The sequence below is a fragment of the Streptomyces sp. NPDC058145 genome (assembly GCF_042884245.1).
Lineage (GTDB): Bacteria > Actinomycetota > Actinomycetes > Streptomycetales > Streptomycetaceae > Streptomyces.
This window is the reverse complement of record NZ_JBHVUH010000011.1, coordinates 184,927-200,345: the sequence shown is the minus strand read 5'-3', so window position 1 is coordinate 200,345 and position 15,419 is coordinate 184,927. Positions and strand designations below refer to the sequence as shown.

Here is a 15,419-nt window from a genome sequence, read left to right as displayed (position 1 = left end):
GCTCCGCCGGCCGACGTCCCCCTGCACACCCGCAGGGGGACGCAGCCATGCCCGGCACGGTCGTACGTTTCAACCCGGCCGAACCAGGCGCCACCCCCGCCGCCGAGAGCCCGCTGCCGCACCTCGCCGGGGATCCGGACCGGGCCCGGGCCGGGTACGGCGAGCACTTCCCGCACCAGACGCGGGCGTACGCCTCCTCGCAGTCCGGCGGGACCCGCTCGGCGGTGCGGTCGGCGGTCCACGACGGTCCGCGACCTGCGCGAGGAGGGCGTGTACCGGGTCCTCACCCCGGGCAGTGCGTGAGCCTGCGCCTGGCCGGCCTCGTCCTGCATCCGCTGGTGGGCGGGATGCCGCCGGCGGAGGGCCGGCGGAGCCTGCGGCTGTTCGCGGAGCGGGTGGCCCCGGCGCTGGACGGCCGACCCCGGCGAGGCCGGCTGCCGGCGTGCGCCCGCCGGCAAAGAGCCGCCCCCGCTCGGGCAGTGACCGAGCGGGGGCGGCGGGGGTTCGAGGAGAGGGGCAGCGGGGACTTGGCCCTTCTCCTCGGGACTTGGCGGGGCGGTCAGCCCATCTCCTCCAGCGTCTTGCCCTTCGTCTCCTTGACGAACTTCAGGACGAACGGGATGGAGAGCGCGGCAAAGACCGTGTAGATCACGTACGTGCCGGACAGGTTCCAGTCGGCCAGCGACGGGAAGCTCGCGGTGATCGCCCAGTTGGCGATCCACTGGGCGGCGGCTGCCACGCCCAGCGCGGCGGCACGGATCCGGTTCGGGAACATCTCGCCGAGCATGACCCAGACGACCACGCCCCAGGACAGGGCGAAGAAGAGCACGAAGATGTGGGCGGCGACCAGGGCGACCCAGCCCTGGGTCGCGGGCAGCTTGCCGTCGACGAGGTGGTACGAGAACGCCCAGGCCTCCAGCGCCAAGCCCACGGCCATGCCGACGGAGCCGATGAGGGCGAGCGGCTTGCGGCCGATGCGGTCCACGAAGATCATCGCGATCACGGTGCCGAGGATGTTGATGATCGACGTCGTGAAGGAGTAGAAGAACGAGTCCGTCGGGTCGACACCGACCGACTGCCACAGCGTCGAGGAGTAGTAGAACGCGACGTTGATGCCGACGAACTGCTGGAACACAGACAGGCCGATACCGACCCAGACGATCGGCTTGAAGAAGAAGCCACCGCCGAGCAGGTCCTTGAAGGTGGATTTGTCCTCGCTCTTCATCGCGTGCTCGATCTCGGCGACGCGTGCGTCCAGGTCCACGTCCTTGCCCTCGACCTCGGCGAGGATCGCGCGGGCGCGGTCACGCTTGCCGACGGAGAGCAGGAAGCGCGGGGACTCCGGGATCGCGAAGGAGAGCAGACCGTACAGAGCGGCGGGGACCACCATGACGCCGAGCATGACCTGCCAGGCCTCGATGCCCATCAGCGTGCCCCGCTGGTCGCCGCCGGCGGCGTTCAGCAGACCCCAGTTGACCAGCTGGGAGATGGCGATACCGACGACGATCGCGGCCTGCTGGAAGGAGCCGAGCCGGCCGCGGTAGGCGGGCGGGGCGACCTCGGCGATGTAGGCCGGGCCGATGACGGAGGCCATGCCGATGGCGAAGCCGCCGACGATGCGCCAGAAAGCGAGGTCCCACAGCGCGAAGGGCAGCGCGGAGCCGACGGCGCTGACCGTGAACAGCGCGGCGGCGATCTGCATGCAGCGGATGCGGCCGATCCGGTCGGCTATCCGGCCGGCGGTCGCGGCACCGATGGCACAGCCGATCAGCGCGACGGCGATGACCTGGGCCAGGGCCGCGGACCCGATGTCGTAGCGATCCCGGATGGCCTCGACGGCGCCGTTGATCACCGAGCTGTCGTAGCCGAACAGGAAACCGCCCATGGCGGCCGCCGCCGCGATGAAGATGACGTGCCCGAGATGATCGGGGTGAGCCGTCCCGGCTCTCGACTTGGGTGCCTGCGCAGTGCTGGTCACGAATAACTCCTCGGGCCACGGCAACGCTGCCGCGTGGGGGTGAGCCCTTACAGGTATCCCGTGGCGTCGCGATCACACCACTTAGACCTGAAGGTAAAAGCAACGTTGCAGAGACTATGCCTTCAAGTTTCGAAGTCAATACTTGTGTTGCTGTGAGTTTTGAGACGCACTGGATCACCCTGTGTTCAAATGGTGAACACAGGGTGGGTGGATCTTGGAGTAGGGATCAGCGAAGGCGCTGCGAGATGACCTTCGACACGCCGTCGCCCTGCATGGAGACGCCGTAGAGCGCGTCGGCGACCTCCATCGTGCGCTTCTGGTGTGTGATCACGATCAGCTGCGAGCTCTCCTGGAGCTCCTGCATGATCCGGATCAGCCGCTGGAGGTTGGTGTCGTCCAGGGCCGCCTCGACCTCGTCCATGACGTAGAACGGGCTGGGCCGGGCCTTGAAGATCGACACCAGCAGCGCCACGGCGGTCAGCGAGCGCTCGCCACCGGAGAGCAGGGACAGCCGCTTGACCTTCTTGCCCGGCGGACGCGCCTCGACGTCCACGCCCGTGGTGAGCATGTTGTCGGGGTCGGTCAGCACCAGGCGTCCCTCGCCGCCCGGGAAGAGCCGGCTGAACACGCCCTCGAACTCCCGCGCGGTGTCCCGGTAGGCCTCGGTGAAGACCTGCTCGACGCGCTCGTCCACCTCCTTGACCACCTGAAGGAGGTCGGCGCGGGTCTTCTTCAGGTCCTCCAGCTGCTCGCTGAGGAACTTGTGCCGCTCCTCCAGCGCCGCGAACTCCTCCAGCGCCAGCGGGTTGACCTTGCCGAGCTGCTGGTAGGCGCGCTCGGCGGCCTTGAGCCGCTTCTCCTGCTCGGCACGCGCGAACGGCAGGGGCCGGTTGCGCGGGTGCTCCGGATCCTCGGGCAGCTCCTCGCCGACGGCGGGGGGCGAGGGCGGCACGAGCTGGTGCGGGCCGTACTCCGCGACCAGCCCCGCCGGCTCGACGCCCAGCTCCTCCAGCGCCTTCGTCTCCAGCTGCTCGATCCGCAGCCGCTTCTCGGCGCCGAGCACCTCGCCCCGGTGCACCGAGTCCGTCAGCTTGTCGAGTTGCGACTTCAGTTCACGGCCCGCGTTCCGGGCGGCGGTCAGCTCCTGCTCCCGCCAGGTCTTCGCGGCCTCGGCGGCGGCCCGCTCCTCCGCCGCCCGCCCGAGGGACACCTCGACGTGCGCGAGCAGTTGCCGGGCGCCGGAGGCGACGGCCTCCGCGACGGCGGCCTCGTGCCTGAGCCGGGCCCGCCGCTGCTCGGCACGCGCGCGTGCCTCGCGCTCAGCGCGGGCGGCCCGGTCCAGCGAGTCGGCGCGTCCCGCGAGTCCCTTGACCCGTTCCTCGTGCGTACGGACCTGGAGGCGGGCCTCCATCTCGGTCTGCCGCGCGTTGGCGCCGTCGGCGGCGAGCCGGTCCCGCACCGAGGTGTCCGGCTCCTCCTCCACCGGCATCTCCTCGGCGACGGCGAGCCGTTCGGCCAGCTCCTCGGCCTCCTGTACGGCCCTGTCCAGCGCCTCCTGCGCGCGTGCCGCGGCCGCGGCCGACCGCTCGGCCTCCCCCGCCGCGCCCCGCGCCTGTCCCGCGAGCCGCCCGAGCTGCTGGGCCACGGCCGACTTCTCCCGGTCGGCGGCCCGCCGCCGCTCCCCCAGCTCCTCCACGAGCGTGGCGGCTCCGGTGCGCCGCTCGGCCGCCGCGTGCTGGGCCCCGGTCAGCTCCTCGCAGCGGACGGCCAGCTCCTCCAGCTCGGCGGCCGCCTCGTCCACGGATGCCTGCACCTCCAGCAGGCTGGGCGCGCCGGCCGAGCCACCGTGCGCGAAATGCGCGCCGAGCAGATCGCCCTCGGCGGTGACGGCGGTCAGTCCGGGGTGCGCGTGGACCAGGTCCTCGGCGTCCTCCAGCGTGCCGACGACCACGATCCGGCGCAGCAGCCGCCGGACGGCGGGCATGAGCTCGGCGGGGCCCCGCACCAGGTCGGCGGCGAAGGGGCTTCCACCGAGGCGCCCGTCCTGGGGTCCGTCGCCGGAGACGTCCGGGCCGCCCGGGCCGCCGTCGGAGGCCCCCCGGGTGTCGGTCAGGAGCAGGGCCGCCCGCCCTCCGTCCTGTTTACGGAGGAGGCGGATCGCGTCGGCCGCCGAGGCCGGGGACGTCACGGCGACGGCGTCGGCCGCAGCGCCGAAGGCCGCGGCCAGCGCCACCTCGTGGCCGGGGGTCACCGTCAGCAGTTCCGCCGCCGGGCCCAGGACTCCGGTGAGGCGGTCCCGGGCGTCCAGGAGTATGCCGGTGCCGTCCTTGCGCCTCAGGCCCAGCGCCAGCGCCTCGTGCCGGGCCTGGGTCGCGGCGCGCCGGCGTTCCGCGGCGGTGGCCGCCTCGCGGGCCTCGGTCAGCGCGGACTCGGCCTCGGCGAGCGCCCGCTTCGCCGTCTCGTGCCGCTCGGCGAGGTCGGCGTCGTCGGCGTCGAGACCGTCGACCTCCGTTCTCAGGGCCTCGTACTCCTCCTGGGCCCGGACCGCGCGCTCCTGGGCCTCGTCGCGGCTGGCGGCCAGCCGGTCGATCTCGGCCTGGGCGGAGGCGGCGCGCGAACGGGCCGCGTTGACCTGCCCGGAGAGGCGGGCGAGGCCCTCGCGGCGGTCGGCGATGGCGCGGGCGACGTCCTTCAGCCGGCGTTCCTCGACACCGAGTTGGCGCTCCAGCTCGGCGCGGTGGGCGACCGTGTCGTCCAGGGCCCGCTGGGCGGCCTCCAGAGCCGCCTCCAGCTCGGCCTCCTGCTCGCGGATGCGGGCGGCCTCGCGCTCCATGTCCTCGGGGTCGCGGCCGCGCCGCTCCTCGGGGGGCGCGGAGGTGGCGCTCTTCACGCGGGCGTCGGCCAGCGAGACGGTGCCGCGGACCCGTTCGGCAAGCTGGGACAGCTCGTACCAGGTCTGCTGGGCGCGCTGCAGGCGCGGTGTGAGCCGCCGTACCTCGTCCTCCAGCAGGGCCTCCCGCTGGAGCGCCTTCCTCAGCTCCCGCTCGGCGGACTCCTTGCGCTCCTTCAGGGCCGCCTCGTCGGCGATCTCGGACTTCAGTGCCTCGCGCAGGCGTACGAGGTCGTCGGCGAGGAGACGCAGCCGGGCGTCGCGGAGGTCCGCCTGGATGACGGCGGCGCGGCGGGCCACCGCCGCCTGCCGGCCGAGCGGTTTGAGCTGGCGGCGCAGTTCGTCGGTGAGGTCCTGCACGCGCGCGAGGTTGGCCTGCATCGCGTCGAGCTTCCGCAGCGCCTTCTCCTTGCGCTTGCGGTGCTTGAGGACACCGGCGGCCTCCTCGATGAACGCCCGGCGGCCGGTCGGGTCCGCGTGCAGGACGGAGTCGAGCTGGCCCTGGCCGACGATGACGTGCATCTCGCGGCCGATGCCGGAGTCGGAGAGCAGGTCCTGGATGTCCAGCAGACGGCAGGTGTCGCCGTTGATCTGGTACTCGCTGCCGCCGTTGCGGAACATGATCCGCGTGATGGTGACCTCGGCGTACTCGATGGGCAGGGCGCCGTCGGAGTTGTCGATGGTCAGGGACACCTCGGCACGGCCCAGCGGCGGGCGGCCGGTGGTGCCGGCGAAGATGACGTCCTCCATCTTGCCGCCGCGCAGCGACTTGGCGCCCTGCTCGCCCATGACCCAGCTCAGTGCGTCCACGACATTGGACTTGCCCGAGCCGTTCGGACCGACGACGCACGTGATACCCGGTTCGAACCGGAGCGTGGTCGCCGAGGCGAACGACTTGAACCCGCGGAGAGTCAGGGCCTTGAGGTGCACGCCGCTGGACTCTACCCGCCGCCGCTATCTCACTCCACGGACACTCGCAACCGCACGGTTTCGCCATTGAACACGCAGGGCAAACCAAACGTTAAAGACGGTGAAAGGATGCACGGGGGAAGAAAGAAGGGACGCCGAAGCGTCCCTTGCAACTCTGGCGACCGGGTCGCGGTTGCTTACAACTAGTGCGGTTGATACGGGCACCCCAACCGCTGCGACTGCTGTCGTGGAGCGATGCAGCGATCAGGTGAGCGCAGGCTCCGCCTGGTGTGCGTCGATGCTCTCCATGATCCTGTCCTGAGAAGCGGCAGCCGCCAGCGCGTCGTTCTCCGCCTGGATCCGTACGAGCTCGGACTCCAGGTCCTGTACACGCTGCTGCAGCCGTCGCATCTCGGCGAGGAGTCGAGGGTCGGAGCCGCCGACGTAACCGAGAAGCGCCTTTGCCATGATGGATGGTCCTCCACAATGAGTGACCGACCGATGCGGTGTGGGTCGTGAGGGATTCGCACCCGCGGTGCTTGACACACTCGAGTGTTGCTCTGCGTTCCTACATGCCAAACAGCGAAGGTGCGCGGGGCTTTCAGCGTCTCACCAAAAAGTTTGACGGTCAACACGATCACACCCCGTATTGGCGGGCGAACCCGGGGCGCACGGCCACCGGACGGCGGCGCTGCGTCTCCTGCGGGGCCCTCAGGGCGTGGCGATCAGCTGTATCTGCGGAGCCTGCCACGTGGCGCTCTTCTTGGCAACCACCAGCCCATTTCTGCTGCGGGCATGTGCCAGGGGCAGGTCACCACGCGGTGGCCTGGGCGGCTTTACAAAATCGGTTCAGCGGATGGCGAAGCCGTCGTAGCCGCCACGGGGTGTGTCCCAGATCTCGGTGACCCCGTCGACGCGTCCGGGCGTGTCGCCGTCCTGGAGCCAGTCCAGCAGACCCTCGCAGCCCTTCCGGGACCCCTCGGCGACGACCTGGACGCGACCGTCGCCCAAATTGAGAGCAAAACCACTCAGGCCGCCGAGCTCCAGCGCCTTGGCCCGCGTGAACCAGCGGAAACCCACACCTTGGACGCGTCCCCTCACCCAGGCGACCAGTCGAACATCCTCGCTCATGGGTGCAACCTAACCGGCCAATGTCACTCGGGACACACCCCGCCCCAGTGGCATGCGGTACCGTCCCGACCCAATGAATCTCATATGAAACTCACTCGTTCGAGTGAGTGGAGTTGACCATACGGAGTCGCTCACCACCATGGCGCCGGGTCGACCGCGAGACGAGGAAGAGGGCAAGGGCATGGGACGCCACCGACGCTCCGCCGCCGGCCGCGCCGCCACCGGCCGGGCCACGGGGGTCGCGCAGACCCACCACTCGGCCACGGGCGGCGAGAACCCGCAGGAGTCGTACGCGGGCGACCGCGCGCCCATGGGCATCGCGCCGTATCTGCACCCGGAGGCGTACGCCGAGACCACCGCCCGGAGCACCGCCTACCTGTACTCGGTGTACGACGAGCCCGCGCAGGCACCCGGCGACGACGGCTTCACCCCGGCCGGCGGCCCGCCCCACGGCCGCCGGCGCAGGAAGAAGGCGGCCACCCCGGTGCGCACCGGGCTGCTCGGCGTCTCCGCCGCCGTGGCCCTCGGCACTGTGGCGGTGGCCACCGGTGTGGTGCCCGGCCTGGAGAACTACCAGCTCGGCGGCGGCACGAACACCACCGGCGGCGACCAGGTGCAGGCGGCGGACTCCCCCAGCAACACCGCGTCCGAGCAGGGTGGCAACTCGGGCAGCGCGGACAGCCGCGACGGCGGCTCCGCCGCGAGCCGCGACACCCAGCGGGCGACCTCACCGGCCCCCTCCGACTCCGCGTCCAGGTCCGCCTCGGCCTCCCCCACCCCGACGAAGGCGCCGTCGAAGAAGCCCTCGCCCCCGGCGAAGGCCCCCGAGCGGAAGAGCACCCCGTCGCGCACGTCGACCAAGGCCCCGAAGCGGACCTCCGCGCCGGTGACGGTGTCGACGCAGACCGCCGTCGAGGCGGAGGTGCTCAAGCTGGTCAACGAGGAGCGGGCCAAGGTCGGGTGCACCGCGCTCTCGGCGAACTCCTCGCTGACCGCGCTGGCCGAGGCCTTCAGCGACGACATGGCCGCGCGGGGCTTCTTCGACCACACCGACCCGGGCGGGGCCACCCCCTGGGACCGGGCTGCGAAGGCGGGCATAACCGACCTCGGCGGCGAGAACATAGCCCGCGGCCAGGCGGACGCGGCGGCCGTGATGGAAGCCTGGATGAACAGCCCCGGCCACCGCGCCAACATACTGAACTGCGACTTCAAGACCCTCGGAGTCGGCGTGCACCTGGGCTCGGGCGGTCCTTGGTGGACGCAGGACTTCGGCTATTGAGATAACCGCAGGTCAGCGCCCTATGAGGTGCCCTGGGCCGTCTCAGGGCCGTCATCGGTAACCGAGTCGTCCCCGAAGACCGCATCCACGGCGGCCCGAGTCCGGGTCGCGCTGGTCGGCATGAGGTGGGTGTAGGTCCGCAGGGTGAAACCGGGGTCGTGGTGGCCCAGGTACTCGCTCAGGGCCTTGATGCTCTCCCCCGCGTCCAGGAGAACCGACGCGTAGAAGTGCCGTAGGGCATGCATGCCGTTGTCCCGCCCCGCAGTCACACCGGCAGCGCGGAGGGCAGGACGCCACTGCCGGTCGTTGAAGCGGTTGCGGTTGAGAGGCAGTCCCTCAGGACTCCGGAAGATCAGCGTTGCCGTGACCGGCGGCCCGTCCAGGGTCTTCCACGGCAAGGTCACCTCGGCGGCCGGGAAGCGCGTCAAGTGGCCGGCGAGCGCGAAGGCGATGGACTCGGGCAACGGTACGTCCCGCTCCTTGCCTCCCTTGGGTGGCGCGAAGACCGGCCGGTTTCGCAGCAGCTTGACTTGCCGGACGACGTGGACCAGGCCGCCGAGGAAGTCGACGTCTTCGACCGCCAGGCCGAACGCCTCCCCCTGACGAAGGCCACAACCGGCAGCACAGTCCACGAGCGCCCGATACTGCTCGGGCAGCTCAGTCCGCACGGCCTTCACCCGCTCAGTAGGCCAAGGCTTCACCTTGCGAGGGTCGAGCCGCGGGGCCTTCACCGATCGAGAGCTGCACGGATTCGCCCGGATGAGCCGGTCCTCCACGGCCGCCGTGAACACCGTCGAGACGTGGGCGAAGATCCCGCGCCGGTAGGCCGCTGACAGCCCGGAGTCTTCCAGCGCGCGCATCCAGAGGCGCAGGTGTGACGGATTGAAGGAGCCCAAGGGACGCTTGCCGATGTGCGGGATGGCATGCACCCGAAGCCGCATCTCGACGGATTCGCGCGTCGCCGGGTCCGTCATCTGCGTGCGCATCCACCTGGTGGCGTACTGCTCGAACGTGACGTTGCCAGCGTCTGGAGCGATGTAGTCGCCACGCGACATGTCCGCTTCGATGTTGGCCAGCCACGTCTCAGCCTTGCGCTTCTGCTTGTCCGGGAAGCTCTTGGACTTCTCCGTCCCATCCGGGCCGATGTAGCGCGCGCGATAGCGCAGGCCCACGCCGTAACGGTCAGTCTTGACCTTCACTGGCTTGCCGTCCGGGCCGGTCTCGACCTTGTACCAGCGGTCCTGAATGTGCCCAGCCATCAGGCAGCCTCCATCAGGTTGTTGACCCAGGCGCGCACGTCTTCGGGGTCGAAGCGGAGATGCCGGCCAACGCGGAAGCCCCGAGGCCCGGTTCCCTTGCGCCGCCACTGGTAGACGGTTTCGACGGGCACGCCTAGGAGGTCAGCGAGGTCCACGGGCGTCAGGTAGCGATCAGGCAGCGTGCGCTTCACGCCGACACCTCCCAGCCGTCCAGGTCGGGCAGATCGGCGAGAGCTTCGCGCGCCGTCTCTCGGTTCAGGCGGATGTCCCTTGCGATCGAGGCGGCCAGCCAGGACTCACCGGGGGTGTGGCCCTGCCCGGCGTAGGCCCAGTGGGCGAGCACGAGCGTGGAACCCTCCGTGTCGTCGAGGTCCTCTGAGAGCCCGCGTTCGTGCCGTTCCTGCCGGGCTCGGTAGTCGGCGCGGACCTGGCGCAGAGCGCGAAGGGTGGTCGAGTAGCGGCGGGACTTGGTGGAGAAGTGGCCGCGGAAGCCGAGCATGTGAGCCCAGCGGGCCAGCAGCCGTTCCGGGTAGGCGTCGTCCAAGTCCCAGCAGGCTTCGATCAGGCGTCGGGTGTGGGGAGGAAGCGGCAGGCGGTCGAGTTCGGAGAGCTCCCCGATCCGGCGGTCGAGCGTGCCAGTGGTCTCGGCTGCCTTGGTGGCGTACTTGGCCACGTAGGACGCAACGGCCTGTTCGGTCAGCTCCTCCTGCCCCAGGGCACCGATGGGCTGCACATCGACTTGCGATCCCCACCGAAGGGAGCGCGCCGGAAAGTCGCCGGACGCGGGCACCGGCACGGCTACTCGAGCGGCAGCAGCAGTGATGGCTCCGTCCAGGAGCGCGACCGTGGCCCATGCCGGCGGGGCGGAGTTCGGGCCGTCCGGGCCATCGAGCCGCACCACGGCGTGGAAGTGGACCAAGCCGCGCTTCTGGAACTCCGCGACTTTGCCGAAGGAGACCCGGCACACCTCTTTGAGGGCCGACTGAGTTAGGCCCGCACGGGCGGCGATCTCTCGGCGCAGGTAGATGGTGAAGCGCCGCCACAGGTCCCCGGCGTGGTTGTTCCACAACACCGCGCCCGCGTAGTCGTAGCGCTCCGGGTCCAGAGCTGTGCCCAGCGCCGCATCGTCCTCGGCGTGGGAGCTCCCGCAGCGGCAACGGCCGGTGTCGGGCCGGTTGTGGACCGGGCCGAAGGACGGAGCGGTGAGGGTGGCGAAGACCCGGGGGTGGTCCCGGACCGTCGCCGGGACGTCCTTGCGTGCATCGCCGGTGATCCCAGCCCGGATCAGGTGGTACGTATCCCCGGCGTACGTCCAAGCACAGGCAGGGCAGCGAGAGGCCCGCCGGTTGCCGCACGCGACCCGCAGCATGCCGCCCGGCTCCTGCTCAGTGCTGTAGGAGTAGAGGACGTCACCGCTCTTGGCGTCACGGGTGACGGTCCCGCCCGTAAGGCGGATTGGGCTGGCACAGCCGCCTGTGCGTCGGATCTGTTCCTGCCAGCGGTCGAAGCCCGGCGAGTTCGCCACCCGCAGTAAGTCAGCCAGGGTGATCGGGTCGGTGCCCAGAGAGGCCGCAGCGCCAGCTACGGCCTCAGGGGCGACAGGGAAGGCTGTCACGCGGCCACCGCCACCGGGGTCGTGGATACGAGCGCGGTCAGGTGGGCGACGTACTCCGCGTGCCGCTTCTTGGCACGGTCGCTGATCTGCGCTGAGGTGATCCCGCCGGGCGAGTACTCGTTGAGGCCCGAGCCATCGCACCAGCCGCAGAAGATCTCCAGCGGTGCCTCTTCACCGGCCCAGCCCGTGCCGTCACAGGCGGTGCAGTCGCCCCACGGGCGCGAGGTCAGGAAGTACAGGCACTCTGCCGGGTCGGCACACCGAACCTCTAAGCAAGCCGGGCAAGCCCGCTGGAGCGAGAGGTGCACTCGGATGGGAGAGGAAGGCATCATGGAGCTCCCTTTGAGGGGCCCAGGGGCGGCGATTCTTCTTGGCGGATGAGCGCCGCCCTTGGGTTAGGCGTAGTGGTGCCGGACGTACCTACAGGCCGGACGGCCCGTCAGGTACATCCCTAAGGTTCCCTAGGGCACCCTAGGGTGTCAAGCGGTATGCTAGGCAACCGATGCACTTTTCAGAGGGAGCTGACGAGATGTCGGACCAGGCCGACAATCGAGCGCCGTACGCGCAGATTGCCGCCCACTACGCGGGGCTGATCACGTCCGGCGAGCTTGAGCCGGGCACGCTCTTGCCGAGCATCAAGACACTCTCGCAAGAGTGGAAGGTCAGTACGGCGACGGCCGAGAAGGCCCTGCGGAAGCTGCGCAACGAGGGGCTCGTCAGGGGCATCCACGGGATCGGCACTGAAGTGCTGGACCGGCCCGGCCCGATGTCTTCGGGGTCTCAGCGGCAGGACCGAGGACGCCGTACCGGATCGAGTTGGGGTTCCGGCGAACGGTCCGACTCCCATCAGGCCGCAGTGGTGCCGGCGCCCGCGGATGTCGCGCAGGCGTTGGACATCAAGCCTGGCTCCGATGTGATCAGGCGCTGTCGCGTGTACCGCGACCGACACGGCATCGTGGCCCACTCCACGTCGTGGATTCCTACTCGGTACCTCAAGCTGATCCCGCAGTTGGCGAAGAGCGACCGACTGACCGGGGGCACGTCGCTACAGCTCATCACGGAGGCCACAGGCCGCCCGATCGCTCAGCGAATCGACACCGCGTCGGCGCGATTGCTGACGCCTGAGGACGCCGAGCTCCTGGAGCTGGACCCCTCGAAGCCGCCGACTGCGCCAGTAGTCGTGATGACGGCGAAGTTCGTCGACAGAGACGGCAACGTCGTGGAGTACGGCGTAGACCTTGGAGGCCCCGGCCGTACGTGGCGCACGGAATCGGAAGTCACCCAGTGACGGCCCCCAACGACACCCGGCGGCCGTTCTGTGTCCTGATGGTGGGCCTCCCCGGCTCGGGCAAGACGACGCTGGCGCGTGCCCTTGTTGCCCACGGCTTCGTCAGGCTGTGCCCGGACGAGGAGATGTTCCGTCGACACGGCGTGTACGGGGTCGACTTTCCCCGGGGGACGTTTCCGACCCTGGAGCGTCCTGTCCTCGAAGAGATCTCCTTGGAGCTCCGGGAGGAGCTTCGGTCCGGGCATGACGTGGTGGTCGATCATGGCTTCTGGACACCGGAGGACCGCGCACGGTGGCGATCGATCGCTACAGATGTCGGTGCGACTCCGGTGGTGGTCTACCTGGAGGCAAGCCACGAAGAGCTGTGGTCACGCGTGAGCAAGCGGAACGCACTCCACGAAGCCGACCCGAACTCGATCTTCTTCGCTGAAAGCGACCTGCTGCGCTACCGGACCCGGTTCGTGCCGCCCGAGCCGGACGAGCCCCACGTCCTCTACAACGGTGATCCCGCTTCGGTGCTCAAGGCTCTGGAAGAGGACTCGACGCCACGTCCGTGACCATGGGACCAAGCACGCGCAGGAGCGAATCGCACCAAGTGCCGAGCGATCCCGTTACAGGTTTCTCTACCTCATCAAGCCCCGGCTGCGCTCCGCTCCGCCGGGCGCGCTCCCGGCTCCGCTGCGGGCGCCGCTCCTGCCTCCGGCCCGCTCCGCCCGCGCTGCGCCGACGCGCGCCCTGGTCAGGGTTGGCCGGCAGCATGAGGGCAGAACACGTCGTGGCTGGGGCGGTCGGCTCCACGGCTTTAGGCAGCCACCTTGGCGCGAGCCTCGAAGATCATGGCCCCAACGTCGTGCTTTACCGGGCAGGTCCACAGACTGCCCGACTCGCCGGAAGCTTACGGGGCCATGATCACTCGCGCCAAGGCAGCTCCAGCCCAAAGCCGCTCCACCGACCTGATTATTCGGCTGACTCAAGCACGGAGCGAATGCCACACTAAGCCCATGGATGAACTCGACTTCTCACTCATTGAGTCAGTTTCGAGACGACTAGCCTGGGGAGTCGTAGATAGAGCGATCAGTGGCGGCCTAGTCAACCTTGCCGAAATGACCGACGAGGAAGTGGTGAGCACCGCGCTTTTCGGATTCCTCAATCAAAGGGAGCCCGGGGATTCGGCACCCGAAGCGAACGACAAGTCCGCCAGCGATGAAGTACATGTGGTCACCGATCACTCTGAAGACCTGCTCCGCAAGGCATCCGAGGCCTTGGAATGCGAGGAGTACTGGTTTGCGATCCTCTTCTACGCCACATGGGTCGAGCATTGGATCAACAACATCCTGATCGGCCTGAGCTGTCGATCCAACATCCCTGAAGGCGTAGCAGTAGCACTAATTCGCAGCTGTAGCTTCAATCTAAAAATGAAGGACGTTTGGACATCATTGGGGGCGGCGCCAATCGAAAAAGATGTCATGCGCACCATGACTGAGCTTATGGAATTAAGGAATGGGTTCGTGCACTACAAATGGCAGGCGCGAATACACGCCGACAAAGAGCGCCAAGACCAGCGGGTGAAAGAAGTGGCACTTGAAGGGCAGAAGTTGATTACGATTCTGCAAGAAGTCGAGGATCAAGTCCTATTCCTCGGGCGCCGAAAATCACTTCGCGCTCAACTCGGACTCTTCGACTGAGCGCCCTAACCTGTGGCCGCCGGTGAGATCTATGCAGCCTTGAGCGGTCCGCCCTCATCCGCCCATACCTGATGCACCCTCCGGGCCGTCTCGGGGCCGTCAGAGGGCGCTCAACGCCGACCAACGCTGACAACCACCGACAGCTAAGTCGCAGGTCACAGCGTTGATCGATAACACGGCCGCAGGTCAGAGACCCGACCCGTCACTTCTTCGGCTACTGAGCCGGCCCCCCGCGCGCCCGGTCACGCGTCGGGCGCGCTGACCGCTTCCCGCTCGTCAGGCCGCCGCGCGGCCGCGGGCCAGTACGCGGGCCGTCTCGGTGACCCGGCGGCCAAGGTGTTCCGCCGTGGCGATGTCCGCCTTGTGCACGGCGTCCGGGCCCTCGTCCACGTTGGTCTGGGCGGCCGCGCCCGCGAAGACGCCGAGGCGGTTGAGGTCGTGCTCGGAGCCCTCGCTGTTGTTCCAGCCCGGGTGCAGGCCCAGGTTGACCCAGTGCATGCCGTGCTGCCCGGCGAGGATCTGGAAGAACTGCAGCGTGTGCAGCTTGTCGCCGCTCTTGGAACCGGAGTTGGTGAAGCCGGCCGCCAGCTTGTCCTTCCAGTCCTGCCCGAACCAGCGCTTGGAGGACGCCTCTGCGAAGACGTGGAAGGCGCCGGAGGCGGTGCCCATGTAGGTGGGTGAGCCGAAGACGATGGCGTCGGAGCGGTCCAGCGTCTCCCACTGCTCGTCGGTGATCTCGTCGACCTTGATCAGGTGGACCTCCGCACCTGCCTCCGCGGCACCGGCACGGACGGCCTCGGCGAGCACGGCGGTGTGGCCGTAGCCGGAGTGGTAGGCGATGGAGACAACGGGCGTGGTCATACGAACTCCTCGAACATCCTCGAAGGGGCAGCTCACTAACGATGATGAAAGGAAAGCACTAACTTCTGGTTAGTGCAACCTAGTGGTGAGCGCTGTGTTCGCGTACGCTTGTGGTATGAGCACAGACCAGCAGCCCGTCATCGAGGACGACCTCGCGTTCAACGTGTTCGCCAAGGCGTGCCCCTCGCGCGGCACGCTCGAGCACGTCACGGGCCGCTGGGGCGGGCTGACGCTCGGCGCGCTTCACGAGGGCTCGCTGCGCTTCAACGAGCTGCGCCGCCGCGTCGACGGCGTGAGCGAGAAGATGCTGTCCCAGACGCTGCACGCGCTGGAGCGCGACGGTCTGGTGCACCGCGAGGCCCAGCCGACCAACCCGCCGCGCGTCGACTACGAGCTGACCCCGCTCGGTCACCGGGTCGCGGAGCGACTGCTCGCCCTCATCCACTGTGTGGAGGGCTCGATGGACGACGTGCTCGCCTCCCGCGCGGCCTACGACGCCCGGCAGCCGTACTAGGACCTGCCGT

Annotated in this window: 14 protein-coding genes; 5 read left to right on the top strand and 9 right to left on the bottom strand. The window is 69.1% G+C overall.

Translation table 11 applies throughout. The annotated features are described in order from the left end of the window. Positions 1-559: 559 nt before the first annotated feature. From ACFVVO_RS25495 to ACFVVO_RS25480, 4 genes are all read right to left on the bottom strand, one after another. Positions 560-1,978: a sugar porter family MFS transporter gene (locus ACFVVO_RS25495; RefSeq protein ID WP_390057907.1), complete on the bottom strand. Its 1,419-nt coding sequence runs from the start codon at positions 1,976-1,978 to the stop codon at positions 560-562. A 226-nt stretch (positions 1,979-2,204) separates the two neighbouring features. Then, positions 2,205-5,798 carry a chromosome segregation protein SMC gene (gene smc, locus ACFVVO_RS25490; RefSeq protein ID WP_390057906.1) on the bottom strand — a complete coding sequence of 1,198 codons (3,594 nt, stop codon included), beginning with the start codon at positions 5,796-5,798 and terminating at the stop codon, positions 2,205-2,207. Positions 5,799-6,041: 243 nt separating this feature from the next. Continuing rightward, the gene (locus ACFVVO_RS25485) at positions 6,042-6,245 is read right to left on the bottom strand and encodes a hypothetical protein (protein WP_018544743.1); all 204 of its coding nucleotides are present in this window, start codon (positions 6,243-6,245) and stop codon (positions 6,042-6,044) included. Positions 6,246-6,626: 381 nt separating this feature from the next. Next, positions 6,627-6,908: an acylphosphatase gene (locus tag ACFVVO_RS25480; RefSeq protein ID WP_390057905.1), complete on the bottom strand. Its 282-nt coding sequence runs from the start codon at positions 6,906-6,908 to the stop codon at positions 6,627-6,629. 181 nt (positions 6,909-7,089) lie between these two features. Here ACFVVO_RS25480 and ACFVVO_RS25475 point away from each other — a divergent pair, with 181 nt between their 5' ends. Then, positions 7,090-8,187, top strand: coding sequence for a CAP domain-containing protein (locus tag ACFVVO_RS25475; protein ID WP_390057904.1), 1,098 nt, complete (start codon positions 7,090-7,092; stop codon positions 8,185-8,187). A 20-nt stretch (positions 8,188-8,207) separates the two neighbouring features. Here ACFVVO_RS25475 and ACFVVO_RS25470 read toward each other — a convergent pair whose 3' ends face one another. From ACFVVO_RS25470 to ACFVVO_RS25455, 4 genes are read right to left on the bottom strand one after another with little or no spacing between them, the layout of a single operon-like run. Further along, positions 8,208-9,446, bottom strand: a complete 1,239-nt coding sequence (locus tag ACFVVO_RS25470) for a tyrosine-type recombinase/integrase (protein WP_390057903.1) — start codon at positions 9,444-9,446, stop codon at positions 8,208-8,210. Continuing rightward, the gene (locus tag ACFVVO_RS25465; protein WP_055493513.1) at positions 9,446-9,637 is read right to left on the bottom strand and encodes an AlpA family transcriptional regulator; all 192 of its coding nucleotides are present in this window, start codon (positions 9,635-9,637) and stop codon (positions 9,446-9,448) included. The genes ACFVVO_RS25470 and ACFVVO_RS25465 overlap by 1 nt, the downstream gene beginning before the upstream one ends. Beyond that, entirely contained in the window at positions 9,634-11,061 is a 1,428-nt protein-coding gene (repSA, locus tag ACFVVO_RS25460) for a replication initiator protein RepSA (RefSeq protein WP_390057902.1), read from the bottom strand. Before repSA ends, ACFVVO_RS25465 begins: the two co-directional genes overlap by 4 nt. Next, positions 11,058-11,390, bottom strand: a complete 333-nt coding sequence (locus ACFVVO_RS25455) for a hypothetical protein (RefSeq protein WP_390057901.1) — start codon at positions 11,388-11,390, stop codon at positions 11,058-11,060. Before ACFVVO_RS25455 ends, repSA begins: the two co-directional genes overlap by 4 nt. Positions 11,391-11,590: 200 nt before the next feature. Between ACFVVO_RS25455 and ACFVVO_RS25450 the strand changes: the two genes are divergently transcribed. The 3 genes from ACFVVO_RS25450 to ACFVVO_RS25440 all read left to right on the top strand — a co-directional run bounded on the left by ACFVVO_RS25450 (position 11,591) and on the right by ACFVVO_RS25440 (position 14,034). Then, positions 11,591-12,349 carry a GntR family transcriptional regulator gene (locus ACFVVO_RS25450; RefSeq protein ID WP_390057900.1) on the top strand — a complete coding sequence of 253 codons (759 nt, stop codon included), beginning with the start codon at positions 11,591-11,593 and terminating at the stop codon, positions 12,347-12,349. Next, the gene (locus tag ACFVVO_RS25445; RefSeq protein ID WP_390057899.1) at positions 12,346-12,906 is read left to right on the top strand and encodes an AAA family ATPase; all 561 of its coding nucleotides are present in this window, start codon (positions 12,346-12,348) and stop codon (positions 12,904-12,906) included. Before ACFVVO_RS25450 ends, ACFVVO_RS25445 begins: the two co-directional genes overlap by 4 nt. A gap of 444 nt (positions 12,907-13,350) precedes the next feature. After that, positions 13,351-14,034, top strand: coding sequence for a hypothetical protein (locus ACFVVO_RS25440; protein WP_390057898.1), 684 nt, complete (start codon positions 13,351-13,353; stop codon positions 14,032-14,034). Between the two features lie 276 nt (positions 14,035-14,310). Here ACFVVO_RS25440 and ACFVVO_RS25435 read toward each other — a convergent pair whose 3' ends face one another. Further along, the gene (locus tag ACFVVO_RS25435; RefSeq protein ID WP_390057897.1) at positions 14,311-14,895 is read right to left on the bottom strand and encodes a flavodoxin family protein; all 585 of its coding nucleotides are present in this window, start codon (positions 14,893-14,895) and stop codon (positions 14,311-14,313) included. Positions 14,896-15,010: 115 nt separating this feature from the next. Here ACFVVO_RS25435 and ACFVVO_RS25430 point away from each other — a divergent pair, with 115 nt between their 5' ends. Continuing rightward, the gene (locus ACFVVO_RS25430; protein WP_390057896.1) at positions 15,011-15,409 is read left to right on the top strand and encodes a winged helix-turn-helix transcriptional regulator; all 399 of its coding nucleotides are present in this window, start codon (positions 15,011-15,013) and stop codon (positions 15,407-15,409) included. Positions 15,410-15,419 lie beyond the last annotated feature (10 nt).